A 26,164-nucleotide genomic window follows, 5' to 3' on the forward strand; every position below is an offset into this window, starting at 1 on the left:
AGGCGGAGGAGCACGATGAGCACAGCAGCAGCGTCGGAAGCGGGAACCTGGAAGCTCGGGGACCTGGAGGTGAACCGCATCGGGTACGGGGCGATGCGGCTGACCGGCAACGGCATGATGGGCAACTCCGACGGCACGCCGATCGACCGCGACGCCGCGATGCGATTGCTGCACAGCGCCTTCGAGCAGGGGGTCGACCACGTCGACACGGCCTCGTTCTACTTCTCGCCGCTGCGATCCGCGAACGAGCTGATCAACCGGGCCCTGGCGTCCTGGAACGGCGACGTGGTGGTGGTGACCAAGGTCGGTCCGGGGCGCGACCCCTCCGGAGAGTGGCTCACCATGGCCCGTCCGGACCAGCTGCGCGGTCAGGTCGAGGAGAACCTGCGCCAGCTCGGCCGGGACCACCTCGACGTGGTGAACCTGCGCCGCAACGGCCCCGGGACGGCCTCGATCGCCGAACACTTCGGCGCCCTCGCCGAGCTGCGCGAAGCGGGCCTGATCCGGCACCTCGGGATCTCCAACGTCAGGCCGGAGCACCTGGCCGAGGCCCGGGCGATCGCGCCCGTGGTCTGCGTGCAGAACTCCTACGGCCTGGACTGGCGCCGCGCGGACGAGAGCGGAATGGTGGACCTGTGCCGGGAGCAGGGCGTCGCGTTCGTCCCGTACTTCGCCATCGCCGGACGGCGGCGCGAGGCGCCCGCCGTACGGGAGCGGGACGCGCGGGTGCACACGGTCGCCCGTGCCCACGGCGCGACACCCGCTCAGGTGCGGCTCGCCTGGACGCTCCACCGCGGCCCGCACGTGCTGGCGATCCCCGGCACCACCAGCCCCGGCCACCTCGCCCAGAACATCGCCGCCGGTGCCCTCCGTCTCACCGAGGAGGAACTGGCCCTCCTGGACCGGCAGGTGTGAGGCCGGGGCGGGCACGGACGACGAGGAACGGGGCGCGGCACGCGAAACGCCCCGGGCAGCGCGCCGCGCGACCTGGACGACCGGCCCGGAGAAGACCCGGATCGAGACCCAACTGGCGTGCCGGGAGGCCTCAGTGGCAACCGCTTCGCGGCGCTCGCGCATGAAGCGGAGGTACGCGTCCTCGTCCGCCCAGAGGCCGAGCAGCAGCGCCCGGTCGTCCGTCGGCGACCCTCCGCCCACCTGCCCGACCAGCCCGGGCCGGTCCGCGATCGCCGGAGGTGGGGATGGCCCTCGGGCCGACGGCGTAGGACCGGTGGCGGCGAAAACCGGTGGCGCCGCCCGAGCGCTCCTGGCAGGGTGCCGGTCGTGCTCGGAAGAAACCTGCTCTTCGTGACGCTGACCGGCCACGGGCACATCAACCCGATGCTGCCGCTGGTCGAGGAACTCGTACGGCGCGGGCACCAGGTGGTGTACGCGACCGAGGCCGCCCACGCCGCCACCGTCACCGGCGCCGGTGCGCGCTGGCTGGAGCTGCCGTCGCCGCCGCCGTTCACCCCGCCGTCGACGTTCGGGCCGGAGGCCGTGGCGGGCTGGTTGCGGCACTACTTCGCCGCGCTGAGCGGTACCTACCCCGTACTGCGGAGGCACTGCCTGTCGGAGCCGGTGGACGCGGTCTGCTACGACACGACGAACTGGCCGGGCCGGATCGCCGCCCGGAGCCTGGGCATCCCCGGGGTGCAGTGCTTCCCCCACCTCGCCTCGAACGAGAAGTACTCGCTGGACCGGCAGTTGACCGCGGGGATCGACGCCGATGGTCCGGAGTTCGTCGCGCTCGCCGCCGACTGCGCGGCCTTCTCCCGCGAGTACGGCGTCCCGCTCGGCGTCGCCGACACCATGACGGTGGCGGACGGGCTCAATCTGGTCTTCGTCCCACGGGAATTCCAGCCGGCCGCCGACAGCTTCGACGAGCGCTTCCACTTCGTCGGCCCGTCGCTGGAGTCGCGCGAGCGGTCCGAGTCGTGGTCGCCGCGCGATCCGGACGCGCCGCTGCTGTACGTCTCGCTGGGCACCGTGGTCGACGCTCACGCGGACTTCTACCGGGCCTGCGTGGCCGCCGTCGCCGACCGGCCGTGGCAGGTGGCGGTGAGCGTGGGCGGTGCGCCGCGCTCCGCGCTGGGGGCCGTACCCGGTCGGGTTGAGGTGCGGTCGTGGTTCCCGCAGCTGGCGGTGCTCCGCCGGGCCGCCGCGTTCGTGTCGCACGCCGGGATGAACTCGGTGATGGAGGCACTGACCTACGGGGTCGGCATCGTCGCCGTCCCGCGGACACCCGAGCAGGCCGCCAATGCAGGGCGTCTGGCGGAGCTCGGGCTGGGAGTGCGCCTGGACGCGGAAGCGGCGGGCGCCGGGGAACTGCGGGCGGCGATCGACCGGGTCGCCTCGGACCCGGCGGTGCGCGCCGCCCTCGCCGAGATGCGCCGGGCCATCCGGCGGGGTGGGGGAGCGGCCCGGGGCGCCGACCTGGTGGAGGGATACCTCCGGTAGCGCCTGCCAGGTGGCGCCGAGCGGGGGCAGGCGGTCCAGGATGCGTTCCATCCCGCTGATCCAGTTGGCCTCCGGAGCGACCTGTTCGACGTCGCCGTCGAGCAGGCACTGGGCGATCCGTTCGTGCTCCTCGGCGGCGCGTTCTCGTGGTCGGCGATGACGGCCCGGCGCGGGAGAACTACGACCCGCTGACCGGCCGGGGCCGCAACTCCACCGACTTCAGCTGGTCCGCCGCACTGCTGCTCCCGCTGCTGCGCCTCTGACCACTTTGGCGACCGGCCGCCTGACCAGGCATGATCGGGGCATGGTCGAACGAGTCATTGCAGCGTGTGACGGAGCAGCCAAGGGCAACCCGGGTCCGGCGGCCTGGGCCTACGTGGTGGCGGACGGCGCCGGGGTGCCCCAGCGCTGGGAGGCCGGGCCGCTCGGGCACAGCACCAACAACATCGGCGAGCTGACGGCGCTTCAGCAGCTGCTGTCCGCCACCGACCCGGCGATCCCGCTGGAGGTGCGGCTCGACAGCACCTACACCCGCGACTCGGTCACCAAGTGGCTCAAGGGCTGGAAGCGCAACGGCTGGAAGACGGCGGCGGGCAAGCCGGTGGCCAACCGGGAGCTGATCCAGCGGATCGACGAACTCCTGGAGGGCCGGGACGTCACCTTCGTCTACGTCCCCGCCCACCAGGTGGACGGCGACCCGCTGAACGCCATCGCCGACAAGGCCGCCAGCGACGCCGCCCGCACCCAGCAGGCCGCCGCCGGGACGGCCGCCGACCTGCCGGTGCCCGACCCGGCCGCGGCCGCGAAGGCACCGAAGGCCCCCAAGGCGCGCAGCACCGGTTCCGCCGCCACGGGCGCCGCCAAGCGCAGCAGCGGCTCGCGCACCCTGAACGCCCGTTTCTCCGGGACCTGCCCGTGCAGCCGCCCGTACGCCAAGGGCGACAAGATCACCAAGGTGGGCAGCAGTTGGGGCCACCCGGAGTGCGCCACCGCCCACGCCTGAGTCGCACGCCTGAGCCCCGTGCCTGAACCCGGGCACGCGGACGCCGCCGCCTGAGTACCCGTACTCAGGCGGCGGCCGCGCGTGGCGGTGGACGATACCGATCATGAAGAAGAACGGGCAGGACCGCCGGAAGGCCGTGCGGATCGGGATGCTCACGGCGGCCGCCGGGGCGATGGTGCTCGGCACGGCCGTCCACGACGCCCTCGCCCTGCCGCCGGGCAGCGCCGTCGTGGTGGACGCCCCGGCGGACCACAGCCTCCGACCGGAGTTCACCGACGGCCACCGCAACCACCTGCGCCACGGCCTGGTCGAGTTGCCCGCCGGACCGCCTGGGTGAGCGGAGCCGCACGAACACGACCGGCCGACCGCGGGGGCGGTCGGCCGGTCGAGTGGGCAGGGACGTCAGGAGGGGATCACTTCTCCTGCGCCATGGCCTTGATGTCCTCGAAGCTCATGCCGACCTTGTTGAGGGCACGGGCCTGGTTCTCCGGCATGCCGAGGGCGGTCAGCTCCTTGACCTGGGCGTCGGTCAGCGGAGCCGCGTCGGTGCTGAACGGCGGGACGGCGCCCGGCTCGGCACCGTCGCCGAGGCCGGGGCCCTCGCCGCCGGCGGCCACCATGAAGAAGGTCTTCATGAGGTCCTCTGCGGTCATCTTGTTCGGCACGGGCGACGGGGCCTCGACCTTGGGGGCGTCCTGGCTGAAGGTCAGCTTCACCGGGAAGTTGACGCCCGGCTCGACCTTCTTCGCCAGCTGCGCCAGGTCGAAGGTGGCCGAGGAGAGCGAGCCGTCCTTGAGGTAGAGGTCGGCGCCGACCTGGCGGTCCGGGACGCCGGTCGGGGCCTCGGTCGGGAACTTCTTGAACTGCTGGGGGAACTTGGCGGAGAGCGGCTTGAGGGCCTTGTACAGCTCGTCCACGGCCTGGCGGGCCGGGGCGCTCATCCAGATGTGCTCGGTGCCGTCCTTCTTGCCCTTGTCCTCGAAGGTGACCGTGCGGTTGAAGACGTCCTTCAGCGAGTTGAAGAGCTCCTGGCCGACCTGCGGATCGACCGAGGGCACCGCCTCCGGCTTGCCGCCCTTGGCACCGTCGTCCTTCTTGGCCGCGTCGGCGAGCTCCTGGAGGTCGATGGACGTCCAGTTGCCGCTCAGCAGGCTCTTGGCGGGGGCCATGTCGGACGGGAGGCCCTTGGTGAGGTCGTCGACCTCGGCCGCGTCCTGACCGGTGAGCTTCAGGACGCTCTTCAGGTCGATCTGCAGGTACCCCTTGGCGTCGACCTGGCGGTACTCCAGGAGCGGGGTGCCCTTCTTGTCGGCGATGCGGTAGGAGACCCGCACCGACTTGTCGAGCGTGACGTCCTTCTGGTTCTTCTGGTCCGTGGCGGCCGCGTTCTTGAAGGCCTCGACGTCCTTGAGCGGCTTGTCGGCCGAGATCGCCACGGATATGGAGAGGCCGGACAGGCCCCTGGCGCTCTTCTCGTCGGCGGCCTCGTCGCCGGTGGCCTTGCTGAAGGCGACGATCTGCTCGGGGGTGGCGTCCACGGAGAGCGTGAAGCCGGCCGACCTGCCGTCACCGATCCTGCCGAAGGCCTTGGAGACCTTCTGACCGGCCGAGATCTGCTCGGCGGTACCGCAGGCGGTGAGGCCGGCGGCGAGGACGGAAGCGGTGACCGCGACGGGCAGCGCACCGCGCGCGGCCTTGCGGATGGCGGTGTTGATGGTGCATCTCCTGTGTGACAGGGCCTGATCGAACGACGTCAGGCCGACCCTCCCCTGCGGCGAAGTGCACCGCAGCGCATACACATGGCAGCACAGTATCAGCAAGGATGCACACGATTTTTTGACCCCGGCTTTAACGGATGAGGCCGAGAACACCACCCTGTGGCCGGGTTTCGTCCCCTGACCCGACGGCAGGGCCGCCCGCTACCCTTGGACGACTACCCCTTGGACGACCCTGAGTTGGCCCCGCGCACGAAGTGACGCTGGAAGAGGAGGAACAGCACCGCCACCGGCGCGGTGGACACCAGCGCCGCCGCCAGCTTGAGCGGGTACTGGGTCCCGGAGCCCAGGCCGCCGGAGACGAAGTGCGCCAGCCCGGTGGTCAGGGTGTCGTGCTCGCTGGACTGGGTGGAGACCAGGAAGGGGGTGAACTCGTTCCAGGAGCCCTGGAAGAAGAGCACGGTGAGGGTGATCAGGGACGGCCGGGACATCGGCAGCACGACCGACCAGAAGATCCGGAACGTCCCGGCGCCGTCGATCCGCGCCGCCTCCTCGATCTCGCGCGGCACCGACTCGAAGAACTGCTTCATGATGAAGACCCCGGCGGCGTCGACCAGCAGCGGCAGGACCGTCCCGCCGTAGGCGTCGAGCATCCCGAAGCTCTTCAGCACCAGGAACTTCGGGATCAGCAGGCCATCACCGCCAGCACGAAGCCGAACAGCAGCCGCCGGCCGGGGAAGCGGATCCGGGCCAGGGCGTAGCCCGCCATCGAGTCGAACAACACCCGCCCCGCGGTGACCAGGACCGTCACCAGCACGCTGTTGCCCAGCCAGCTCAGGAACGGGACGTTCTCCACGCCCCGCGCGAGCCCGAACAGCCGCCGGTAGGAGTCGAGGGTGCCGCCGTCCGGCAGCAGGGCCATCGGGTGGGCGGCCGCGTCCGGGTCGGTCTTGAAGCTGCGAAGCCGAGCAGGGCGGCGTACCCGAGGACGCGCAGGGGGCGGGGGAAGCGGCCGAGCACGGGCTCGTCCGGGCCGGAGCTGTGGTCGGCCCTGCCCGGGTCGGAGTCGTGGTCAACGTGCCGCACGGCGGCCTCCCTTCGGGTGCCGCCGCGGCTTGCCGTCCCGTTCCCGCAGGACGAACCGCTGCACGGCGGTGAGCAGCAGGATCAGGCCGAGCAGGACGAACGCGATGGCGGCGCCCTGCCCGTAGTCGGCGTTGTCGAAGCCGGCCGAGTAGGAGAGGTAGGCAGGGGTGAGGGTCGTGTTGCCGGGTGCGCCGTGACCCATCACGTAGATCTGGTCGAAGACCTGCCAGGTGGATATCAGGCCGAGCGTCAGCACCATGAACAGGACGGGCCGCAGCGCGGGCAGCGTGACGTGGCGCAGCAGTTGGCGGCGATTGGCTCGCCGTTGCGCTGGAGGGCGGCCAGGATGGCCCAGTCGGCGGTGGCGGCCTTGACCGCGGCGGTCTCGGCCTCGCCGGAGGTGGCGATCAGCACGGTGAGGTTCTGGTTCGCGCCGGAGGACTGCTTGGCCGAGGGGTCTCCGAAGCCGCCGGAGGAGGAGCAGCCGGTGACCGCGCCGAGGGCGAGGGCCGCGCAGACGGCGGCCGCGGCGAGGTTGCGGGAGGTGGCCATGCGAGATCTCCCTGCGAGGGGTGGGGTGGCGGCGGGGAACCTTCGGGGGAGTGACGTCACACGCTTTCGCGGAGGACCAACTCCGGTTCCAGCAGGATGTGTTCGGTGGGCCGGTCGCGGTCGCCGAGGCGGTCCAGCAGCAGCCGCATGCAGGTGCGGCCGACCGCGTCGAGCGGCTGGGCGAGGCTGGACAGCGAGGGGAACAGCAGCGGGGCGATCGGGGAGTCGTCGAAGCCGATGACGGCGGCCTCCGGGCCGGGGCCGCGGCCGGCCCGGCGCAGCGCCCGGTACCAGCCGAGGGCGAGGGTGTCGCTGGCGGCGACGACGGCGGTGGCGCCGGTGGCGAGCAGTTTCTCGGCGGCCTCGGTGGCCTGCTCGGGGTCGTCCGGGCTGGCGACCCGGCGGCCCCGGGTGGGCAGGCCCAGTTCGCGCATCGCGCTCTGCCAGCCGCGGGCGCGGTCGTCGCCGACGCCGGAGCCCTTGGGCCAGCCGAGGAAGCCGATCCGGCGGTGGCCGAGCCCGGCGAGGTGGCGGACGGCCGCGGAGGTGCCGGCGGCGCCGTCCACGTCGACCCAGTCGCCGACGTCCTTGCCGGACCAGGTGCGGCCGAAGGCGACGAACGGGACGCCCCGTTCGTGCAGCCAGCCCTGGCGGCGGTCGCCGCGGTCGGTGCCGCTGAGCACGAAGCCGTCCGCGCCGTGCTCGTCCAGCAGCTGCTGGTAGCTGGTGAGTTCGTCGTCCCCCGGGGCGACGGCGAACAGCACCACCCGGTAGCCGGCCCGGTCGGCGGCCTCGGAGAGTGAGTGGAGGAACTGGTCGAGGACCGGGGTGGGGACGCGGGTGCTGCTGGAGCGGATGCCGTAGCCGATGAGCCGGCTGGCCCGGGTCTTGAGCGCCTGCGCGGCCCGGTGGGGGCGGTAGCCGAGTTCGTCGATGGCGTGCCGGACCCGCTCCAGCGTCTGCGGGCGCAGCAGTTCGGGTGAGTTGATCGCGTTGGACACCGTCTGACGGCCCACGCCGGCCCGGGCGGCGACCATTTCGAGGGTCACGGCGGGCCCCGTCCTCGGCCTGGGCGATGAGTGTGGATGCATGACGGTGATCCTAGGTTCTGTCGTCATCGAGCTGGTGTTGGAGCGTTCCACGCGGGGGTTCCATCAATTCCATCAGGGGAGTTAACGTCTTGGAACGCTCCAACGGCAGAAAGGTCGCGCCCGGGTGGAAGCAACTGTCAAGACCCGCCACGAGAACGAGGAGACCATGTCAGCGACCGAGTTGCAGCCCTTCCTGCACGACGCCCGGCTCTCCGTGGCCACCCCCAGCTCCTGCGCCGCCCGCCCCGACGGCCGGATCGCCGAGGGCGCCGACGGCTTCTACCACGGCGACCGCCGGGTCCTCTCCCGCCTGGAGGTCGGCGCCCCCGGCGTCCCCAACGCGCCCGTCGCCACCGCCGACGGCGCCGACGGGCACACGGCCTTCGTCACCGTGCTGCGCGGCCTCGCCGAAAGCACCGCCGACCCGGCCACCACCCTGGAACGCCGCCGCGAACTCCACCCCGGCCGCCTGGTCGAGCGCTACACCGTCCGCAACGCCGGCGCCCGCACCGCCCGACTGCGCCTGGAGGTCCGCGCCGAGAGCGACTTCGCCGCGATGGACACCGTCAAGGCCGGCCGCACCGGGGCCCCGGCCGTCCCCGAGGCCGAACCGGACGGCCTGCGCTGGAGCCTCGGCCCGCTCACCGCCGTCCTCACCCTCACCCCGGCGCCCGACCACCTCGACCCCGCCACCGGCACCCTCCGCTACGACCTCGAACTCGCCCCCGGCCAGAGCTGGCAGGCCGCCCTGGAGTGCACCGCCGACCACCGCGACGGCGACCTCTTCCCCGCCGCCCACGCCACCCCCTGGACCGAGCCGAGGATCACCGGCCGCGACCACGCCCTCGCCCGCTGGACCGCCCGCTCCCACCAGGACCTGCGCGGCCTGCTGCTCACCGACCCGCTGCGCCCCGCCGACACCTTCCTCGCCGCCGGAGCGCCCTGGTTCCTCACCCTCTTCGGCCGGGACTCGCTCTGGGCGGCCCGGATGCTGCTCCCGCTCGGCACCGACCTCGCCGCCGGCACCCTGCGCACCCTGGCGCGCCGTCAGGGCCGCGCCGTCGACCCGGCCAGCGAGGAGCAGCCCGGCAAGATCCTGCACGAGGTCCGCCGCGCCGAGCAGCACCTCGACGCCGGCTCCCACCTGCCGCCCAGCTACTACGGCACCGCCGACGCCACCCCGCTCTGGCTCGTCCTGCTGCACGACGCCTGGCGCTGGGGCCTGCCCGCCGACCAGGTGGAGGAACTTCTGCCGAACGCCGAGGCGGCGCTCGACTGGCTGGAGCGGTACGCCGATGCGGACGGCGACGGCTTCCTGGAGTACGTCGACAGCACCGGCCGCGGCCTGTCCAACCAGGGCTGGAAGGACTCCTCGGACGGCATCCGGTTCCGCGACGGCCGGATCGCCGAGGCCCCGATCGCGCTCAGCGAGGTCCAGGCCTACGCCCACGAAGCGGCCGTCAGGACCGCCGACCTGCTCGAGGCCTTCGGCCGCCCCGGCGCCGCCCACTGGCGCCGGTGGGCGCGGGACCTCCGGCAGCGCTTCCGCGACCGCTTCTGGACCGAGGACGCCGACGGCCGGTACCCGGTGGTCGCCCTCGACCGGGACAAGCGCCCGGTCGACTCGATCGCCTCCAACCTCGGCCACCTGCTCGGCACCGGCCTGCTCGACGAGACGGAGAGCGCCCTGGTCGCGGGGCGGCTCACCGCCCCCGGAATGGACAGCGGCTTCGGCCTGCGCACCCGGACGCGGCCACCGCCGGCTTCAACCCGCTGGGCTACCACACCGGTTCGGTCTGGCCGCACGACACCGCCGTCGCCGTGCACGGCCTGGCCCGGGCCGGACTGCACGACGCCGCCGCGCCGCTGGCCGCCGGGCTGGTGCGCGCCGCCGCCGCATTCGACCACCGGCTGCCCGAACTCTTCGCCGGCCACCCGCGCGACCGGTACGCCCGCCCCGTCCCGTACCCGGCCTCCTGCCGCCCCCAGGCCTGGGCGGCCGCGTCCGCCGTCCTCGTCCTCCAGGCACTGCTGGGGCTGGAGGCGGACGCTCCCAACCGCCGTCTGCGGGTGCGCGACCGGCTCCCGGCCGGATACGAGTCGCTGCGGATCGACGGGCTGACGGTGGCCGGCCTGCCGATCGAGGTGGAGACCGACCACACCGGCGCCGTCCGGATGAGGGCGCCGGAGGGCTTCGACGTCACCGCCGTCCGCTGAGCCGCGGAGTCGCTGAGCCGCTGAGCCACGGAGTCGCTGAGCCGGGGCGGCCGGGAGAGGCTGCGGACTTCCGCGGACGGCCGGGGGCGGTGACGAACGGCGCCGAACGGGGGCGCCGAACGCCCGCCGCCCAGGTCGCCCTTGGACGGTCCGTGTGCCGACCCGCCCCGGCCGGGCTCCGGCCGGGCGGGGCCGCCGGGGCCCACCGGGACGGGGGTGTTCGAAGTGTCATCACCACCTGCTAACCTCAGCCGATTTCCCGCCGCACCGAGTCGGCGGACAAGACGGGGTAAGAGGTACAGAAGACATGGCATTCCTCCGGGCCAAGCAGAAGGCCCAGGTCATCGAGAAGCTCTCGCAGGTGGCGCCTCCCGGTGAGACCTTCATCGCCTGCGTGCACGCGGAGAGCGGGCCCAGTCCGTGGCTCGCCGCGGCGCTCGGTGAGATTCCGCTCGTCGGCCTGATCATCGTGCTGACCCGCAGGTACTACTTCCTGACGCTCACCAACAGCCACGTGGTGATCAACTCGGCCAACCGCTGGAACAACCGCCCCGGCGACGTCGTCGCGGCCTTCCCGCGGCACGCCTTCCCGGTCAACCGGGTCAAGCGGGCGAGCATCTGGAGCTCGATGTACATCCAGATGCCGGGCAACAGCAGCCCGACGCGCCTGAACATCCACCGCATCTGGCGCGCCGAGATGGACCAGCTGAGCGCCGCCTTCCCGCCCGGGTCGATCGACCCGAGCTCGCAGCCGTTCGACACCCCGCAGGGCCAGGGCTACCCGAGGCCGGGCCAGCCGATGCCGGGTCAGCCGATGCCGGGTCAGCCGGGCATCCCCTCGCAGCAGGGCTTCGGCGCGCCGCAGGGCCAGCCGTACCCGCCGCAGCAGCCGTACCCGGCCGCGCACGCGGCCCCGCAGGGCCAGCCGTACCCGGCGCCCCAGGCCTACCCGCCGGCCCAGCCCTACCCGCCGCAGCCGGGCGCCCAGGTGCCACCGCAGGGCCAGCCGTACCCGCCGCAGGTTCCGAACGTGCCCTACCCGGGCCAGCCGGGTCAGCCGGGCCAGCAGGGCTACCCGGGGCAGCGCTGACCGCGCCGTCCAGGGCGTGATCGGATAGAACGCCCGAGCCCCGGCTCCCCACCAGGGGAGCCGGGGCCGACGTCTTTCCGGTCACTCTCGGTGACTGTTCGGTGGTCGTACGTGGCCCCACCGGGCTCGGCGCGCTGGCAGGGGCGGACTCTGCCACGCTGGGAGGGAAGCTACCTCGACCGAGGAGGCCCGCACCGATGTCCGCGCAGAAGCCCGGGCCGTCCGGACGGCGGGCCCGCGTTGCCGCGCTCCGGGCGGCGGAGGTCCGGCACGCGCGGGCCCGGCGGTGGCTGAGGGTCGGCCTGATCGGCCTGCTCGTGCTCGTCGTGATCGGCGGGATCGCCGTCGTGATCGCCACCAACCAGGACTCCACCGCCCCCAGCGGCGTCCCGGCGCACCCGAGGACCACCGCCGCGGGCCGTACCACCCCGCCGCCCTGGGACGCCCCCGCCGACGTCGCCGCGGCCGTCAAGGCGGCCGGCCTGCCGATGCTCGGCGCCGAGGGCACGGCCCTGCACATCCACGCCCACCTCGACGTCTACGCCGACGGGCACGCCGTGACGGTGCCCGCGCTGGTCGGCATCGACGAGAGTGCCCAGAAGATCAGCCCGCTGCACACCCACGACACCACCGGCGTCATCCACGTCGAGTCGCCGGTGAGCGCCGACTTCACCCTGGGCCAGTTCCTGACCGAATGGCAGGTCTCCGCCTCCGCCGACCACCTCGGCGGCCTGCGCACCGACGCGACCCACACCCTGACCGCGTACGTCGACGGCAAGGCGGTGGGTGGCGACCCGGCGGCGATCCCGCTCAACGCCCACGACGAGATCGCCCTGGTCTACGGCACGGCCGCCGAGAACGCCGCTGTTTCCGTGCCGAGCAGCTACAACTGGCCGAGCGGGCTCTGACGGCAGCCGGGGCCGCACACCGCGCCCGGGTCGCCCACCGCCCGGTCCGGCCGTCCGCCGGGCCCGGGCCGGCCACACACCGCACTCCGCGCCCGGGCCCGGCGGATCTCGGCTCAGGCCAGCTCGCGCATCCGGCGGACCGGGCTGGCCAGCAGGATCGCCGGGCTCGCCACGCTGACGATCGCGACCAGCAGCAGCGCCGTGCGCGGTCCCCAGGCCGCGGCGGCGGCGCCGGCGGCGAGGGCGCCGACCGGGATGGCGCCCCAGGAGACGAAGCGGACCGTGGCCATCACCCGGGAGAGCAGCTCCGGCGGGGTGTGGGTCTGCCGGTGGGTGCGGGTCACGATGCTGGTGACCACGACCCCGGCGGAGAACCCGGCGTTGCCGAGGGCGAAGAGCAGCGTGCCCCAGCCGGAGCCGGCCAGCGGCAGCAGCAGGGCGAAGACGGTGGAGACCGCCGCGGCCCGGCGCAGCGAGGGGCCGCCGCCGAAACGGGACACCAGGCGCGGCGTGGCGGCCGCGCCGAGCAGGCTGCCGAGGCCGCCGGTGGCCATCAGGGCGCCCACGGCGGCGGCCGGCGCGTCGAGGGTGCGGACCAGGAAGACCGGGGTGAGCGTCATCAGGCCGCCGCAGACGAAGTTCACGGCGGTGGCGTCGGCGACGCAGGGCCGGATCACCGGGTGCCGGGCGACGAACCGCCAGCCCTCGCGGATCTGCTCGCGCATCCCGGCGCCGCCGCTCGGCCGGGCGGCGGGCTGTCCGGCCTGCGGGAGGCTGCCGAGCAGCGCGGCCGAGACCACGTAGCTGGCCGAGTCCAGCAGCATCGAGGCCGCGCCGCCGACGAGCTGCACCAGCACGCCGCCCAGCGAGGGCCCGGCCAGGTCGGTGGCCGCGATGCTGCCGGAGACCAGGCTGTTGCGGGCGGTCAGCTGCTCCTTGGGGACGACGGTCGGCAGGAAGGTGGAGTTGCCGACGTCGAAGAGCACGCTCGCGAAGCCGACCAGCAGCGCCACCACGACGAGTTGCGTCAGGCCGAGCACCCCGAGGGCGGCCGCCAGCGGGATCGACGCCACGGCGGCGGCGCGGACCAGGTCCATCGCGACCTGGGTGCCGCGCAGCGGGAGGCGCTGGACCAGGACGCCGGCGGGCAGCCCGATCACCAGCCAGGCGAGGTACGCGGCGCCGGTGATCAGGCCGACCTCGAAGGCCGAGGCATGCAGGGTGACGACCGCGATCAGCGGCAGCGCCACCGTCGTCACCTGGTCTCCCAGCCGGCTGACCGTCGAGGCCGTCCAGTAGCGCCAGAACGCCGTCGCCCCGCCGCTCCCGCCGCCCCCGCGCCGTCCGGGCCGTGCCGGGTCCGCCGTCGCCGTCGCGTCCACCGTTTCCGTCGTCATGTCCCACCCCTTCGTCACCGGTCGCACGACCGAGTGAGTTCCTTTTGGGAACTCACTATAATGGGTGCTCATGCGGTACACGGAAGCGGCTGACCCCGACTGCGCGATCTCCCAGGCCCTGGCGGTCGTCGGGGACACCTGGACCCTGCTCCTGATCAGGGACGTCGCGGGGGGCACCCACCAGTTCGACGCCCTGCAGAACGGACTCGGCATCAGCCGCAAGGTGCTCACCGAACGCCTCAAGGCGCTGGTCGCCGACGGTGTGCTGGAGAAGCGGCTCTACCACCCCCACCCGCCGCGCTACGAGTACCACCTGACGGACCGGGGCCGCGGCCTGCTGCCGGTCCTGGTCGCCCTCCAGGACTGGGGCGGGCGCTACGTCCTGGGCGACGGCACCCTCACCGGCACCAGCACCCCCGACTCCGCCGAGACCCGCCGGGTGCTGGCGCTCACCGGCCACCGGCTGCCCGCCCTGGAACTCGCCGCCGCCTCCGGCGGCTGGACCGACCCGGTCGCCGCGGACCGTGCCTGGACGGTGCTGTACTGCTACCCGGGCGCCTACGCGCCGGGCACGATGGGCCACCCGCCCGGCTGGGGCGAGATCCCCGGCGCCCCCGGCTGCACGCTGGAGTCCTGCACCTACCGCGACCGGATGGGCGAGTTCGCCGCCCGCGACACGGCCGTCCACGGCGTCAGCACCCAACGCCCGGACCAGCTGGCCGCGTTCGCCGACCACGCGCGGATCCCGTTCCCGCTGCTCTCCGACGCCGGACTCGAACTCGCCGCCGCCCTGCGGCTGCCCACCTTCCGTGCCGCCGGCGCCGAACGCCTCAAGCGGCTCACGCTGATCCTCGACGCCGACCGCACCGTCCGCGGCGCGCTCTACCCCGTCCCCGACCCCGCGGGCTCGGTCGAGGACGTCCTCAGCCTGCTCGACGGCCTGCGCGGCGAATGACGGGCCGCGCCGCCTGGGGCGTCGGTGGGCGCGCTCGGTACGGCCGTCCTGTTCAGCACCCTCGACGGCGGCCGTCCGGACCTGCCGGCCTGTCGCCTGCTGCCTGCCGCCGCTCCGACCACGCCCACCGGCGGCTGCCTCCCGCTACCTCCGGCCCCGCCCGCCCAGGGAGCGGCGCGCCGCGCCGAAGGTGAGGGCGGCCCAGAGGACGGCCGCGGCGCCGGCGACGTAGACCCCGGCGCCGCGGAAGGACAGGTCGTCGTCCAGGGTGGCCGGCGGTGCCCAGCCGTCCGGGTCGGCCAGCACCGTGGTGGTCCGACCGACCGAGCCGCCCGAGCAGCCGGTGCCAACGACGCTGCCGTGCGGCAGTGGTTGGCCGTCCTCGCGCCGGATGCCGCAGGTCCAGCTCACCTTGCCCATCCGGTCCTTGCCGCTGTGCGCCGAGGTGATCACGACCCGGGTGTCCACCCCGCGGTGGGCGATCAGCTGGGCGCGCAGCGCGGCAGTGGGGATCACCAGCAGCAGTACGCCCAGGAGGACGGCCGGCCAGATCACCCACCCGGTGCTGCGGATCATCATCAGCCCGACCACGGCCGCCATCAGCACCAGCACGGCGAGGACGGTGCACGGGGCCTGGTAGTCCGGGTTGGTGGCGAGCGCGAGCAGTCCGACGATCAGCAGCGGCGCGAGCAGCCCGACCAGGAGCGCCGTGCGGCGCACCGTGCGCGGCGCGAGCCGGATGTCCTTGCCGGGGCGTCGGCGGGCCGGCTTCGGCGATCGGCCGGCGCCCGCGGCGAGCGGTCTCTTCTGCTTCTTGTTCGGACGCCTGGCCATGCTGCCCCCGTGTTTCCGGTGGTTCCGTTCGTGCTCGCGACAGTGTGACGGCAGCCCCGGAACCGGGGAAGACCGGGGTGCCGGCGGTCCGACTCCGCTGCCGTTCTGACGCCCCGTCGCTTCGGTGGTTCTGTTCCGAACGAATTCACCGGGTGATCGCCGAAAGTCTTGGGGTGTGGGGCGCATCACAGCTCCCGGGGCCGTTCGGACTCCTACGATCGTGATCGCGGACGTTCGCCACGAGCCCGGCGTCCGCCGTACCACCGCGATCCGGCCCGAGGAGAAGCGCACCTTGACCACCCCCACCGCCGCGCCCGACAGCTACTACCAGCGCACCGGCGAGCACAGCTACAAGCCGACCGCCCACGCGCAGGGCGCCTGGCACCCCGACGAGCAGCACTTCAGCCCGGTCGGCGGCCTGATCGCCCACGCGATCGACCGCCACCGGGCCGACCGCCCCGCCGACGGGCTCGCCCTGGCCCGGATCAGCTACGACATACTCGGCCTGATCGCCCTGGACGAGCTCGAGATCACGGTGGAGACCCTCCGCCCGGGGCGCACCATCGAGCTGGTGGAGGCGGTGGCCTCGGTCAACGGCCGGGCGGTGGTCCGGGCGCGCGCCTGGTTCCTGGCCGAGCAGGACACCGGCGCCGTCGCCGGGACGCACGACGAACGGCTGCCCGCGCCGCAGGAGTTCGAGTCGTGGGCGATGGACGAGCAGTGGGGCGGCGGCTACATCGCCTCGGTCGAGGTCCGCCGCCGCTCCACCGCCCCCGGCCGCGCCGCCGCCTGGCTCTCCACCCCGCTGGAGATCGTCGCGGGGGAGCGGAGCAGCCCGCACGCCGCCTTCATCGCCCTGGTCGACACCGCCAACGGCATCGCCGTCCGGGAGCAGCCGACCGCCTGGATGTTCCCCAACACCGACCTGACCATCCACTTCCACCGCCGCCCCGACGGCCGCTGGACCGGCCTGGACACCAGCGTCAGCTTCGGACCGTCCGGCCACGGCGTCACCAGCACCGTGCTGCACGACGTCCACGGGCCGGTCGGGCGGGCCGAGCAGATCCTCACCGTCCGCCCGATGCCCGGCAGTTGACGCCCGCCGGCAGGCCGATGGCGCCACCCCCGGCCAAGGGGGCGGCGCCATCGTTGCGGTACCGGCTCAGCCCGGCAGCGAGTCCATGAAGGAGCTCACCGAGAACACCGCCTTGCCCGGCCCGGCCGGTCCGTAGCCGGGCGGGGAGGAGAGGCCGAACTCCTCCAGGGTGGCCCGGTAGGCCTGCAGCAGCCGGATGTGGTACTCCAGCGGCGCGCCCTGCGGGTTGGCCTTGCCCAGCGGGGTGGTGGGCTCGGGGCACCAGGTGGTGAAGCGCGGCACCACGCCGTGGGACATGAAGAAGCGCAGTCCTTCCCGGGTGGAGGCGATCGCCTCGTCGACCGTGGTGAAGCCGAAGGGCTCGGCCATCTCCACGCCCGCCACGAAGTTGGGGATCACGTTCTCCGCGCCGAACACCTCGGTGGAGTCGAGGATCCGGCGGTGCCACTCGTCCCGGCCGACGTAGCGCTCCTTGCCGGGGCAGTAGAGCTCGAACAGCCGCTTGTCCCACACCTCGAAGTTGGGGTGGTAGATCTTCACTCCGTAGTCGTGGAAGCGCTGGACGTCGTCGCGCGGCAGCGCCTGGGCGACCACCTTGCCGATCCACCGGTCGGGGAAGCGTTCCTCGATGGCCTTGGCGTACTGGCCGTAGAAGTCCGCCTCGTCCCGGCCGCCGACCTGCGAGGTGATCGCCCCGCCGGTGAGGGTGTACGCCCGGGAGGCCCGGGCGGTGTCGTGCCGGTCGATGATCTCCAGCGCCTCCAGCACCTCCTCGACCGGCTTGACCCCGGTGTACGGGCGGCCGGCGGCCTTGTGCTGGCGCCAGTTGTGGTTGATGTCGCAGTACTGGCACTCCTCCTTGGCGCCGAAGTACTGGCAGACCCGGAACACCGTGAGGTAGATCAGGTAGCCCCACTGGATGGTGGGGGCGACCTCCATCACCGACTTCCCGTTGGCCAGGGTGTGCCGGTAGTAGTCGGGCATCGGCGGCAGGCCGACATCGGCGATCCGCGCGCCGTCCAGGTGGAGGCCGAGCGAACCGTCCTCGCCGGCGCGCACCCGGTAGGGCGAGTCCGGGTTGACCCGCACCGACACCACCGTGCGGCGCAGCCCGTACGGCCCGCCGGTCAGCACGAGCTCCTCCGGCGGCCGGTTCAGCGCGGCCGCGCCGAGCTCGGGCAGGGTGCGGTGGTCGAAGGAGAAGATGAAGTACGACTTCGGCTTGACCTCGCCGCCTCCGTCGGCGCCGGTGCTGCCGCTGAGGGCGGACTCGTCGAAGGCCATGCCGCCGCGCAGCAGGTCCTCCTTGATCACCGCCTCCCGGGGCACGTCGGGGAAGCGCTCCATGAGGTCCTCGACGACTGCGGTCCGGCTGCGGGCCTGGCTCTCCATGCGCTGCTCTTCCTTCCTGGCCCCGTTCCTCTCACGGCGCTGCGCCCATTCTTCTCCCCCTTACACAGGTGGGACGGACAGGGCCGCCCGGCGCCGACCCGCCGTACGGGACCGCCGGGGCGCAACGCCGGCCGGTGAGCCGGGCCACGGGTCGAGATGCACCGGGTTGACGCGGCGTCGGGGCGGGGCGGGTCGACCGGTTCGGGGTCGGGGCGCCGAGCCGAGGGGTGGCCCATGCATGACAGGGGCACGGGCAAACGCCGTCGACATGAACGTTCACCCTATCGGGTGTAGAAGATCGTCCGTTGGGATCCGGAACGGACCTTCGCGCCTACGGTGGGGAAGCGAGCGAGACGGGGCCCGCGGCGTGGAGTTCCCCATCGCGTCGGGCGGATGACGACCCGTCACATCATGCGATCCCTCTCAGAGGAGGCTCCATGCCCCTGCGCATCACACCGGGCACCCGAACCGGGCCCGCGCCCGCCCCGGCGGTGGGCCCGTGAGCTCCCCGACGATCGGACGGATCCTCCGCGGTCCCACCGGGCTGGGCACCGCCGGGCTGCAGTTGAGGCCGCAGGTCCCCGTACCCGAGACTGCCGGACCGGCCGTTCGGGCGCCGGAGGTCCCCGCCCCCGAGGCCCCGACGGCGGCCGGCGCGGAGAACAGGGTGGTCGAGACCGTGGCACTGGAGGCCGTCGTGGCCAGGACGGCGACGCTCGGGGCGGCGGTCCCGGACGTCCAGCGGTCGTCGCTGCCCGTTCCCTCCCTCCCCGTGCCGTCCCTCCCCGCCGCGCTGACGGCCCCCCGGGCCACCGCGGCGTCGAGCGGCGGGAAGCCGAAGCTCGGCGACCCGATCCCCGGCCTCTACCACCACCCGATCGCCGAGCCCGACCCGGCCCGGGTGGAGGCGCTCAGCCTGAGGATCAAGGCCTGGGCGATCGACGAGATCGAGCTCTACCCGCCGGAGTGGGAGAAGGACTTCGACGGGTTCTCCACCGGGCGTTACATGGTGGCCTGCCACCCCGACGCGCCGAGCATCGACCACCTGATGCTCGCGGCCCGCCTGATGGTCGCCGAGAACGCGGTGGACGACTGCTACTGCGAGGACCTCGGCGGCTCGCCGATCGGCCTGGGCAGCCGGCTGCTGCTCGCCCACACCGCGCTGGACCCGCTGCACACCACCCCCGAGTACCACCCCGGCTGGGAGGCCTCGCTCTCCGAGGACGCGCCCCGGCGCTCGTACCGCTCGGCGATGGACTACTTCGTCCGCGCCTCCACGCCCTCCCAGGCGGACCGCTTCCGGCACGACATGGCGCGGCTGCACCTGGGGTACCTGGCCGAGGCCGCCTGGGCCGAGACCGACCACGTCCCGGAGGTGTGGGAGTACCTGGCGATGCGCCAGTTCAACAACTTCCGCCCCTGCCCGACGATCACGGACACCGTCGGCGGCTACGAGCTGCCCGCGGAACTGCACGCGCTGCCCGCCATGCAGCGGGTGATCGCACTGGCCGGCAACGCCACCACGATCGTCAACGACCTGTACTCGTACACCAAGGAGCTCTCCAGTCCCGGGCTCCACCTGAACCTGCCGGTGGTGATCTCCGAGCGGGAGGGCGTCTCGCGCAAGGAGGGCTACCTGAAGGCGGTCGAGGTCCACAACGAGCTGATGCACGCCTTCGAGGCCGAGTCGGCCGCGCTGGCCCTCGCCTGCCCGGTGCCGACCCTGGTGCGCTTCCTGCGCGGGGTGGCCGCGTGGCTCGACGGCAACCACTACTGGCACCAGACCAACACCCACCGTTACAGCCTGCCCGACTTCTGGTGACCGAGAGGCCCCGGAAGCCGCCAATTGCCCAATAACCAACCGTAAGAACCTTGGAGTTGACCCATGTCCCTGACCGACGACATCACTACCCCCAGCAGCGCCATCCCCGGCCCGGCGACTCCGTACCAGGGCGACATCGCGCGCTACTGGGACCACGAGGCACGCCCCGTCAACCTGCGCCTGGGCGACGTCGACGGCCTGTACCACCACCACTACGGCATCGGCGAGATCGACCGGGCGGCTCTCGGCGACCCGGCCGACACCGAGCGCGAGAAGAAGGTCATCGCCGAGCTGCACCGGCTGGAGTCCGCCCAGGCCGACCTCCTGCTCGACAACCTCGGCGACATCCGGGCCGAGTCCACACTGCTCGACGCGGGCTGCGGCCGCGGCGGCTCGATGGTCATGGCCCACCAGCGCTTCGGCTGCCGCGTCGAGGGCCTGACCCTCTCCACCCAGCAGGCCGACTTCGGCAACAAGCGCGCCGCCGAGCTGGGCATCGGCGAGTTCGTCCGCTCCCGGGTGGCCAACATGCTGGAGATGCCCCTGGAGAACGGCTCGATCGCCGGCTCGTGGAACAACGAGTCCAGCATGTACGTCGACCTGCACGACCTGTTCGCCGAGCACTCCCGGGTGCTGGCGGTCGGCGGCCGCTACGTGACCATCACCGGCTGCTGGAACCCCAAGTACGGCCAGCCGTCGAAGTGGGTCTCGCAGATCAACGCGCACTTCGAGTGCAACATCCACTCCCGCCGGGAGTACCTGCGGGCGATGGCCGACAACCGCCTGGTGCCCCAGGCCGTCATCGACCTGACTCCGGACACCCTGCCCTACTGGGAGCTGCGGAACACCACCTCGCTGGTCACCGGCATCGAGGAGGCGTTCATCGAGTCCTACAAGGACGGCTCCTTCCAGTACGTGCTGATCGCGGCCGACCGGGTCTGATCGGGGCCACCCGGATCTGACCGCATCTGACCAGGCCCGACCGGGCGCCGACCACCGGGCCGACGGGGCGGCCTCCTCGTACCCGCGTGAGGAGGCCACCCGTCGGCCGTCACCACCGGGGCGGGTGCCGTCACGCGGTGCCGCGGCGGGTGAAGGTGAGGTGGGTGACACCGCTCGGACCGGCCACCGCCTCGGAGTCGAACCGCTCCTCCAGCCCTTCGAGCCCGGCCCAGAGAGACTCGCCCCGCCCGAGCACGATCGGCACCACGACCACGTGCAGGTGGTCGATCAGGTCGGCCTCCAGGAACGCCCGGACGGTGCGCGGGCCGCCGCCGATCCGGACGTCCTTGCCGCCGGCCGCCTCCCGGGCCTGCCGCAGGGCCTCCTCGGGCGTGGCGTCGATGAAGTGGAAGACCGTCCCGCCCTCCATCTCCACGCTGGGGCGCGGGTGGTGGGTCAGGACGAAGACCGGGGTGTGGAACGGAGGGTTCGACCCCCACCAGCCCTTCCAGTCCTCGTCCTGCCAGGGCCCGCGCTGCGGACCGAACTTGTTGCGGCCCATGATCTCCGCGCCGATGCCGTCGGCCCAGGTGCGGGCCATCGCGTCGTCCACCCCGGTGCCGCCGCCCTCCCGGCCCTGCATCCGCCGGAACGTGCGGGTGCCGAAGAACCACCTGTGCAGCCGGTCGGCGGCGTGCCCGAAGGGGCTCTCCAGGCTCTGGCCCTCGCCGGTGCCGTAGCCGTCGAGGGAGATCGAGAAGTTGTGGACCCGGACCAGGGACACGGTGCTGCCTCCACTGCTCTTCGTTGAATTCGGCTGCTCGCGGCCGCCCGCCACTCCACCGCTTCCGGCGTCCGCTCGCGGTCACGCTAGCGCCCGGGCCCGACGATCCTGACGTTCCGTCACTGGCGGGGCGTGGCGGCCGCTGCGCGGGGAGGCCCGGGTCAGGAGTGGTGAAGCCGTCACGATATTGTCGTGCCTTCTTCACGAGGTGCACGCCCCGACGGGCGATGCTGCCTCCGGCGGCGCGCACGGGCGGCCGCCGCAACGGACCCCGGGGGGAACGATTCCGATGACCGCACGCCGCACGACCTCAGGCCGTACCCTGGCCGGCCTCCTGGCCGCAGGCCTGCTCGCCGGGGCCGCCGCCCTGGTGCCGAGCGCGGCCCCGGCGGCCGCCGACACCGGCACCGGCGACCTGCCCTTCGGCTCGGCCACCACCGTCGGCCTGCACAACACCTACGACCCGGCCGCCTACCAGTACCTCGCCCAGAGCCTGGACACCGGCACCGGCATGGTCGAACTCGACCTCTGGACCGACGTCATCACCAAGGAGTGGAAGGTCAGCCACTCCAACCCGCTCGGCAACTCCAACAACTGCACCGCCGCCGACAACCCGGGCCAGCTCTACGGCGGCGGCACCAACAAGAACCTGGAGCACTGCCTCGACGACATCCGGGTCTGGCTGGGAGCCCACCCGGCCGCCGGACCGCTGGTGGTCAAGCTGGAGCTGAAGGGCGGCTTCGCGGCCAACATGGGGATGGGCCCCGACCAGCTCGACGCGCTGATCGCCGCGCACCTCGGGGACGCGGTGCTGCGCCCGGCCGACCTGCTGGCCAAGCCCGGCGGCGGCTCGTACGCCACCGTCGACGAGGCGGTGCGGGCGGGCAACTGGCCGAGCCGCTCCGCCCTCGCCGGGCGGGTGCTGCTCTACGCGATACCGGGGACGGTCGAGGAGAACAACCCCTTCGACACCCTGCACACCGACGTCGAGTACGGGCGGCACCTGCGCGACCTGGCCGCGGCCGGGCGGATCGGCCAGGCCCAGCTGTTCCCGGCCGTGCACGGCGCGGCGGCCGGTGACCCGCGCAGCAAGTACACCGGCGCGGACACCGGGATCCGCCCCTGGTTCGTGGTCTTCGACGGCGACGCCGCCACCTACCTCAACGGCATCGACACCGCCTGGTACGACCGCTCGCACTACCTGGTGGTGATGACGGACGCCCAGAACGTCGCGCCGCAGATCAGCGCCACCGACCCGACCGCCGACCAGGCGCGGGCCCGGACCGAGCAGCTGGCCCGGGCGCACGCCAGCATCGTGTCCAGCGACTGGCGCAAGCTCCCGACGGTGCAGTCCCTGGTGCTGTCCCGCGGCTGACGCTCCGCGGCGGCCCGGCCCGGGTGATCTGCGTGACCCGGCCGGGCTCAGCGGCGACGGCCCCCGCCGAGCCGGTCGATGTGGGCGAGGACGGCCCCGGCGCCGTCCTCGCCCGCGACGAGCCCGGCGACCTCGGCCGTCCGAGCGGTCCGCGCTGCGCAGTCGCCGGCCTTCCGGGGGAAGTCATCGACGGATACGGGGAGTTGACCGGAGATGAAGACTCCGAACGGGGCTTCCGGGGAGCTCAGGGGCTCGCCATCCTGGTTGGCATGACCCGAACTCTACGCGCGTGGAAGTCCCGTGCCGCCGCCGTCGCCGTCCTCTCCCTGGCCACCCTCGCGCCAGTCGCCGTCGCGACCGAGGCGCACGCCGCGGTGAGCGGCAAGGTGTGCGTGTCCGCCCTGCCGTCCCAGGCTCGGACCACCCTCGGCCTGATCGCCAAGGGCGGGCCCTTCCCGTACCGCCAGGACGGCGTGGTGTTCACCAACAAGGAGGGAGTGCTGCCGTCCCAACGCTCCGGCTACTACCACGAGTACACCGTGGTGACCCCCGGCGCGCCGACCCGCGGCGCCCGCCGGATCGTCACCGGCCAGCGCCACCAGGAGGACTACTACACCAGCGACCACTACGCGACCTTCCGCCTGATCGACTTCGGCTGCTGACCGCATTTGTCGCCCCCGGGCCCCGGGCCGCCGGAAGCCATGGCGAACGGGGCCCGCTCCCGGCCCGGGCCTCCGAGCGGCCCCGGTGCTCGGGCGCGGTAGGGGGGTGCAGCGCAAGACCCTGTTCCGCCCGGACCACCGTTCAACGCGCCGAACCGACCGCCCGGGTGCTGGAGGTGCTGGGCGCGCACATCGCCGTACCGGCGGCGATCGGCGTCCAGGTCACCGAACTCGACCGCGACACCTACCGCTTCGTCCACCACCCCGGACGCCGGCGGACGCGCACGGCCACTCATCGGTCCACTGCCCGCCGCCGGGCCTCCCGCACCCTCCCGGGCCGCCCGCGCCGCCCCGGCTACCGTGCGATCGGGCACCGACGGTATCGTGGCAGGCCGCGGAGGGGGCAAGCACATGGTGAAGGCAGCAGCGGACGACGGAGCAGGCGGGTCGGAGCAGCCGGGGGAGCGCGCTGCGGCCATCGCCCGCCGACTGGACCGGCTGATGGCCCGTGAGGCGGCACGGTCCGGCGGCCGCCCTCCGGCCTACCGTGAACTCGCCGACCGGATCAACCGCCTGGCCGGCCGGGACGTCATCTCCCGCGACACCGTCCGCAACCTCCATCTCGGCCTGAACCAGAAGGGCCAGGCCTGCAACCCCACCGTGGACACGCTCGACTGGCTGGGCCGGGGCTTCGGGATCGGCGCCGGCGCGAGCTACTTCCTGGACGACGCCAAGGCCGCCGTGGTCGACGAGCAGCTCGAACAGCTTGAGCGGGTCGCCGAGTTGAGGCAGGCGCTGGGCAACGACGGGGTGGTCAACCTGGCCAAGCGGGCCTCGGCGCTCTCCGACGGCAGCCTGCGGGTGCTGCTCTCCCTCGCCGACAACCTCCGCAAGCTCGAACAGGACGCCGCAGAGGAGGGCCCCGTGGGGCAGGACGGGCGGCACACCACCCCCGCCGACGGAAGATGAGCGGGCGCACCGTGCCACCCCCCGGACCCGTACCCGATAGACGCCCCCGCCCCGAAGGAACACCCTCGCCTTGGTCTTCCCCCGCGGTCTGCGCCGACGCTGCGAGCAGCGGCTCTCCGGCCTGAGCCTGCCCGCCCCCTTCACCGTCGAGGGCTTCCGCGCCGCGCTGGAACGCGAGCGGGGCCGCCGCATCGTCATGGAGCCGCTGCCCGCGCTCGGCCCCGACCTCCCCTGCGGCCTGTGGATCGCGCTGCCCAGCATCGACGTCGTCTACTACGAGGAGCGCACCAGCCCGGCTCACCAGGATCTGATCAAGCTGCACGAACTCGGCCACGTCCTGTGCGGTCACACCGGCACCCTGGAGCTCTCCCGGCTGACCGCGCTGCTGCCCGACCTGACGCCCGAACTGATCGCCCAGCTGATGGGCGCGGGCCGGACGAGCTACCACACCGCCGAGGAGCAGGAGGCCGAGATGATCGCCCTGCTGCTGGCCGACCTGGTCGGCGCCACCACCGACCCGGGCCCCGTCTCCGATCGCCTGGCCGCGAGCCTGCTGCACCCGATCCGCCAGCCCCGGTGGAGGAAGCCCTGATGCGCCCGCTGTTCACCTGGCTGATGCCCACGCTCATCTGGGCCGTCGTGCTCTGGCGGGCGCCCTCCGCCTTCACCACCCGGGCGAACCGGGCGCTCTGGGCGGCCTTCGCCGCGATCGCCCTCGGGCTCAGCTGCCGCCCGGCGTTCATCGAGCGGGCGCTCGGCGACGTCACCGGCATCCGGGACGTCACCCAGCTGCTCAAGCACCTCGCCGGGGTCGCCGCGGCGTACTTCCTGCTGGAGTACGTCCAGGCGGTACGGCGGCGCCCGGATCGGCCGGGCGCCGCCCGCGCCCGACTGCTGCTCACCGTGGCCGCGGGACTCGCCCTGACCCTGCTGTTCGTCTTCGCGCTCCCGCACGACGCCGACGGCGCCTTCGGCATCGACGCCCACTTCGGCGAACCCGGGGTCAAGGTCTACCTGTGTGTGTTCGACACCGTCTTCGCCCTGGCCAGTGCACGCGCGACGGTCCTGTTCTGGTCGAACCGGGAGGCCGTGCCACCCGGAGCGCTGCGGGCCGGACTGACCTGCCTGGCCGCGTCCGGGGCCACCGGTCTGACCTACGCGCTATACCGCTACCACTTCATCCTCACCAGCGGCAACGCGACCGAGTTCGACGCCGACGGCAAGCCGGTACCGCTGCAGGACACGCTCAGCGAGGTGCTGCCCGCGCTCATGCTGGTGCTGCTCGTCCTCGGCGTCACCGTCCCGCCCGCCCGGACGCTGGTCGGCTACCTGCGCGACCAGTACGCGCTGTGGCGGCTCCACCCGCTCTGGGCGGACGTGGTGGCCGCCGTCCCGCAGGTGGTGCTCGGCACCCCGAGCAGCCGGCTGCGCGACCTGCTGGCCGTCCGCGACCGCTCGGTCGAACTCGCCCACCGGGCCTTCGCCATCCGGGACGCGGCCCTGGTCCTGCGCGAGGACGCCCCGGTACCCGGGGCCGGTTCGGCGCCCGGGGCCGCTTCGACGGTCGCCGCCGACGAGGACCTCGCCCGGGTCGAGGCCCGCTGGCTGCGCACCGCCGTCCGGCACCGAGCCCGCCACCTCCCCGCCCCCGCACCGCCCTCGGCCCTGGCCGCCACCACCGGCGGCCGCACCCCGCGCGAGGAGATCGCCTGGATGCTCACCGTGGCCGCGGCCTACCGACAGCTCGGCGCGGACGAAGGCCACTGATCGGTCAGTACCTTGACAGAGCGTCATTCCCCTCCCCGGCCACGGTTGCC

General features: G+C 73.2%; 27 protein-coding genes. 17 read left to right on the top strand and 10 right to left on the bottom strand.

From position 1 onward, the window contains the following. The first annotated feature begins 15 nt into the window (after nt 1-15). From BOQ63_RS41285 to BOQ63_RS41300, 4 genes are all read left to right on the top strand, one after another. Nucleotides 16-915, top strand: a complete 900-nt coding sequence (locus BOQ63_RS41285; RefSeq protein ID WP_072656036.1) for an oxidoreductase — start codon at nt 16-18, stop codon at nt 913-915. Nucleotides 916-1,281: 366 nt separating this feature from the next. Continuing rightward, nucleotides 1,282-2,457: a macrolide family glycosyltransferase gene (locus BOQ63_RS41290; protein ID WP_360332193.1), complete on the top strand. Its 1,176-nt coding sequence runs from the start codon at nt 1,282-1,284 to the stop codon at nt 2,455-2,457. A 304-nt stretch (nt 2,458-2,761) separates the two neighbouring features. Continuing rightward, nucleotides 2,762-3,460 carry a ribonuclease H family protein gene (locus BOQ63_RS41295; RefSeq protein WP_072656038.1) on the top strand — a complete coding sequence of 233 codons (699 nt, stop codon included), beginning with the start codon at nt 2,762-2,764 and terminating at the stop codon, nt 3,458-3,460. Between the two features lie 103 nt (nt 3,461-3,563). Beyond that, nucleotides 3,564-3,797, top strand: coding sequence for a hypothetical protein (locus tag BOQ63_RS41300; protein WP_030279464.1), 234 nt, complete (start codon nt 3,564-3,566; stop codon nt 3,795-3,797). A 76-nt stretch (nt 3,798-3,873) separates the two neighbouring features. Here BOQ63_RS41300 and BOQ63_RS41305 read toward each other — a convergent pair whose 3' ends face one another. The 6 genes from BOQ63_RS41305 to BOQ63_RS41330 all read right to left on the bottom strand — a co-directional run bounded on the left by BOQ63_RS41305 (nt 3,874) and on the right by BOQ63_RS41330 (nt 7,862). After that, nucleotides 3,874-5,259, bottom strand: coding sequence for a hypothetical protein (locus tag BOQ63_RS41305; protein ID WP_037828325.1), 1,386 nt, complete (start codon nt 5,257-5,259; stop codon nt 3,874-3,876). Nucleotides 5,260-5,393: 134 nt separating this feature from the next. Then, a complete protein-coding gene (locus BOQ63_RS41310) occupies nt 5,394-5,846 on the bottom strand; it encodes a carbohydrate ABC transporter permease (protein ID WP_454132018.1) in 453 nt (150 codons plus the stop codon). 14 nt (nt 5,847-5,860) lie between these two features. Next, nucleotides 5,861-6,097: an ABC transporter permease family protein gene (locus BOQ63_RS41315; protein WP_454132016.1), complete on the bottom strand. Its 237-nt coding sequence runs from the start codon at nt 6,095-6,097 to the stop codon at nt 5,861-5,863. Between the two features lie 150 nt (nt 6,098-6,247). Next, nucleotides 6,248-6,520 carry an ABC transporter permease family protein gene (locus tag BOQ63_RS41320; RefSeq protein ID WP_454132014.1) on the bottom strand — a complete coding sequence of 91 codons (273 nt, stop codon included), beginning with the start codon at nt 6,518-6,520 and terminating at the stop codon, nt 6,248-6,250. Continuing rightward, nucleotides 6,511-6,813: a hypothetical protein gene (locus BOQ63_RS41325; RefSeq protein ID WP_030279470.1), complete on the bottom strand. Its 303-nt coding sequence runs from the start codon at nt 6,811-6,813 to the stop codon at nt 6,511-6,513. Before BOQ63_RS41325 ends, BOQ63_RS41320 begins: the two co-directional genes overlap by 10 nt. A 56-nt stretch (nt 6,814-6,869) precedes the next feature. Next, nucleotides 6,870-7,862 (bottom strand): LacI family DNA-binding transcriptional regulator, encoded by a 993-nt coding sequence (locus BOQ63_RS41330; protein ID WP_305953094.1) that lies wholly within the window; start codon nt 7,860-7,862, stop codon nt 6,870-6,872. A 166-nt stretch (nt 7,863-8,028) separates the two neighbouring features. Here BOQ63_RS41330 and BOQ63_RS41335 point away from each other — a divergent pair, with 166 nt between their 5' ends. The 4 genes from BOQ63_RS41335 to BOQ63_RS41350 all read left to right on the top strand — a co-directional run bounded on the left by BOQ63_RS41335 (nt 8,029) and on the right by BOQ63_RS41350 (nt 12,119). Further along, a complete protein-coding gene (locus BOQ63_RS41335) occupies nt 8,029-10,026 on the top strand; it encodes an amylo-alpha-1,6-glucosidase (RefSeq protein ID WP_499504846.1) in 1,998 nt (665 codons plus the stop codon). Next, complete coding sequence (locus BOQ63_RS41340; protein ID WP_318277489.1) at nt 9,975-10,121, top strand: hypothetical protein; 147 nt, start codon at nt 9,975-9,977, stop codon at nt 10,119-10,121. Before BOQ63_RS41335 ends, BOQ63_RS41340 begins: the two co-directional genes overlap by 52 nt. 307 nt (nt 10,122-10,428) lie before the next feature. Beyond that, nucleotides 10,429-11,211 (top strand): hypothetical protein, encoded by a 783-nt coding sequence (locus BOQ63_RS41345; RefSeq protein ID WP_454132012.1) that lies wholly within the window; start codon nt 10,429-10,431, stop codon nt 11,209-11,211. Between the two features lie 197 nt (nt 11,212-11,408). After that, nucleotides 11,409-12,119, top strand: a complete 711-nt coding sequence (locus tag BOQ63_RS41350) for a hypothetical protein (protein WP_050367068.1) — start codon at nt 11,409-11,411, stop codon at nt 12,117-12,119. A gap of 113 nt (nt 12,120-12,232) precedes the next feature. Here BOQ63_RS41350 and BOQ63_RS41355 read toward each other — a convergent pair whose 3' ends face one another. Then, nucleotides 12,233-13,516, bottom strand: a complete 1,284-nt coding sequence (locus tag BOQ63_RS41355) for an MFS transporter (protein WP_360462364.1) — start codon at nt 13,514-13,516, stop codon at nt 12,233-12,235. Nucleotides 13,517-13,586: 70 nt separating this feature from the next. Between BOQ63_RS41355 and BOQ63_RS41360 the strand changes: the two genes are divergently transcribed. Beyond that, nucleotides 13,587-14,471: a winged helix-turn-helix transcriptional regulator gene (locus BOQ63_RS41360; protein ID WP_030279476.1), complete on the top strand. Its 885-nt coding sequence runs from the start codon at nt 13,587-13,589 to the stop codon at nt 14,469-14,471. A 144-nt stretch (nt 14,472-14,615) separates the two neighbouring features. Here BOQ63_RS41360 and BOQ63_RS41365 read toward each other — a convergent pair whose 3' ends face one another. Continuing rightward, nucleotides 14,616-15,305: a hypothetical protein gene (locus BOQ63_RS41365; protein WP_072656041.1), complete on the bottom strand. Its 690-nt coding sequence runs from the start codon at nt 15,303-15,305 to the stop codon at nt 14,616-14,618. Nucleotides 15,306-15,597: 292 nt separating this feature from the next. Between BOQ63_RS41365 and BOQ63_RS41370 the strand changes: the two genes are divergently transcribed. Next, nucleotides 15,598-16,401 carry a thioesterase family protein gene (locus BOQ63_RS41370; RefSeq protein WP_030550467.1) on the top strand — a complete coding sequence of 268 codons (804 nt, stop codon included), beginning with the start codon at nt 15,598-15,600 and terminating at the stop codon, nt 16,399-16,401. Nucleotides 16,402-16,467: 66 nt separating this feature from the next. Here the strand turns inward: BOQ63_RS41370 and BOQ63_RS41375 are convergent, their stop codons facing one another. Beyond that, nucleotides 16,468-17,793: a radical SAM protein gene (locus tag BOQ63_RS41375; RefSeq protein ID WP_030550468.1), complete on the bottom strand. Its 1,326-nt coding sequence runs from the start codon at nt 17,791-17,793 to the stop codon at nt 16,468-16,470. 523 nt (nt 17,794-18,316) lie between these two features. Between BOQ63_RS41375 and BOQ63_RS41380 the strand changes: the two genes are divergently transcribed. Then, nucleotides 18,317-19,615, top strand: a complete 1,299-nt coding sequence (locus BOQ63_RS41380; protein WP_499504950.1) for a family 2 encapsulin nanocompartment cargo protein terpene cyclase — start codon at nt 18,317-18,319, stop codon at nt 19,613-19,615. Nucleotides 19,616-19,678: 63 nt separating this feature from the next. Then, nucleotides 19,679-20,557: a geranyl diphosphate 2-C-methyltransferase gene (locus BOQ63_RS41385; RefSeq protein WP_030279486.1), complete on the top strand. Its 879-nt coding sequence runs from the start codon at nt 19,679-19,681 to the stop codon at nt 20,555-20,557. Nucleotides 20,558-20,687: 130 nt separating this feature from the next. Here the strand turns inward: BOQ63_RS41385 and BOQ63_RS41390 are convergent, their stop codons facing one another. After that, nucleotides 20,688-21,341, bottom strand: coding sequence for a dihydrofolate reductase family protein (locus BOQ63_RS41390; protein ID WP_030279488.1), 654 nt, complete (start codon nt 21,339-21,341; stop codon nt 20,688-20,690). Between the two features lie 289 nt (nt 21,342-21,630). Between BOQ63_RS41390 and BOQ63_RS41395 the strand changes: the two genes are divergently transcribed. From BOQ63_RS41395 to BOQ63_RS41415, 5 genes are all read left to right on the top strand, one after another. After that, nucleotides 21,631-22,716: a phosphatidylinositol-specific phospholipase C domain-containing protein gene (locus tag BOQ63_RS41395; RefSeq protein WP_030279490.1), complete on the top strand. Its 1,086-nt coding sequence runs from the start codon at nt 21,631-21,633 to the stop codon at nt 22,714-22,716. 269 nt (nt 22,717-22,985) lie between these two features. After that, complete coding sequence (locus tag BOQ63_RS41400; RefSeq protein ID WP_030279492.1) at nt 22,986-23,378, top strand: ribonuclease domain-containing protein; 393 nt, start codon at nt 22,986-22,988, stop codon at nt 23,376-23,378. A 411-nt stretch (nt 23,379-23,789) separates the two neighbouring features. Beyond that, entirely contained in the window at nt 23,790-24,347 is a 558-nt protein-coding gene (locus tag BOQ63_RS41405) for a hypothetical protein (protein ID WP_051746602.1), read from the top strand. Nucleotides 24,348-24,417: 70 nt separating this feature from the next. Then, on the top strand, nt 24,418-24,939 hold the full coding sequence (locus BOQ63_RS41410; RefSeq protein ID WP_046387084.1) for a hypothetical protein: 522 nt from the start codon (nt 24,418-24,420) through the stop codon (nt 24,937-24,939). Then, nucleotides 24,939-26,114, top strand: a complete 1,176-nt coding sequence (locus BOQ63_RS41415) for an MAB_1171c family putative transporter (protein WP_030550476.1) — start codon at nt 24,939-24,941, stop codon at nt 26,112-26,114. Before BOQ63_RS41410 ends, BOQ63_RS41415 begins: the two co-directional genes overlap by 1 nt. The last annotated feature ends 50 nt before the right edge of the window (nt 26,115-26,164 follow it).

Source organism: Streptomyces viridifaciens (assembly GCF_001888885.2).
Taxonomy (GTDB): domain Bacteria; phylum Actinomycetota; class Actinomycetes; order Streptomycetales; family Streptomycetaceae; genus Kitasatospora; species Kitasatospora aureofaciens.

Excerpts from the sequence above, each read along its gene's own strand:
- BOQ63_RS41295 (WP_072656038.1), top strand. The coding sequence starts at position 2,762 with ATGGTCGAACGAGTCATTGCAGCGTGTGACGGAGCAGCCAAGGGCAAC.
- BOQ63_RS41315 (WP_454132016.1), bottom strand. The coding sequence starts at position 6,097 with ATGGCCCTGCTGCCGGACGGCGGCACCCTCGACTCCTACCGGCGGCTG.
- BOQ63_RS41355 (WP_360462364.1), bottom strand. The coding sequence starts at position 13,516 with ATGACGACGGAAACGGTGGACGCGACGGCGACGGCGGACCCGGCACGG.
- BOQ63_RS41415 (WP_030550476.1), top strand. The coding sequence starts at position 24,939 with ATGCGCCCGCTGTTCACCTGGCTGATGCCCACGCTCATCTGGGCCGTC.
- BOQ63_RS41360 (WP_030279476.1), top strand. The coding sequence starts at position 13,587 with ATGCGGTACACGGAAGCGGCTGACCCCGACTGCGCGATCTCCCAGGCC.
- BOQ63_RS41345 (WP_454132012.1), top strand. The coding sequence starts at position 10,429 with ATGGCATTCCTCCGGGCCAAGCAGAAGGCCCAGGTCATCGAGAAGCTC.
- BOQ63_RS41285 (WP_072656036.1), top strand. The coding sequence starts at position 16 with ATGAGCACAGCAGCAGCGTCGGAAGCGGGAACCTGGAAGCTCGGGGAC.
- BOQ63_RS41300 (WP_030279464.1), top strand. The coding sequence starts at position 3,564 with ATGAAGAAGAACGGGCAGGACCGCCGGAAGGCCGTGCGGATCGGGATG.
- BOQ63_RS41395 (WP_030279490.1), top strand. The coding sequence starts at position 21,631 with ATGACCGCACGCCGCACGACCTCAGGCCGTACCCTGGCCGGCCTCCTG.
- BOQ63_RS41365 (WP_072656041.1), bottom strand. The coding sequence starts at position 15,305 with ATGGCCAGGCGTCCGAACAAGAAGCAGAAGAGACCGCTCGCCGCGGGC.
- BOQ63_RS41320 (WP_454132014.1), bottom strand. The coding sequence starts at position 6,520 with ATGGTGCTGACGCTCGGCCTGATATCCACCTGGCAGGTCTTCGACCAG.
- BOQ63_RS41385 (WP_030279486.1), top strand. The coding sequence starts at position 19,679 with ATGTCCCTGACCGACGACATCACTACCCCCAGCAGCGCCATCCCCGGC.
- BOQ63_RS41405 (WP_051746602.1), top strand. The coding sequence starts at position 23,790 with ATGGTGAAGGCAGCAGCGGACGACGGAGCAGGCGGGTCGGAGCAGCCG.
- BOQ63_RS41325 (WP_030279470.1), bottom strand. The coding sequence starts at position 6,813 with ATGGCCACCTCCCGCAACCTCGCCGCGGCCGCCGTCTGCGCGGCCCTC.
- BOQ63_RS41350 (WP_050367068.1), top strand. The coding sequence starts at position 11,409 with ATGTCCGCGCAGAAGCCCGGGCCGTCCGGACGGCGGGCCCGCGTTGCC.
- BOQ63_RS41375 (WP_030550468.1), bottom strand. The coding sequence starts at position 17,793 with ATGGAGAGCCAGGCCCGCAGCCGGACCGCAGTCGTCGAGGACCTCATG.
- BOQ63_RS41400 (WP_030279492.1), top strand. The coding sequence starts at position 22,986 with ATGACCCGAACTCTACGCGCGTGGAAGTCCCGTGCCGCCGCCGTCGCC.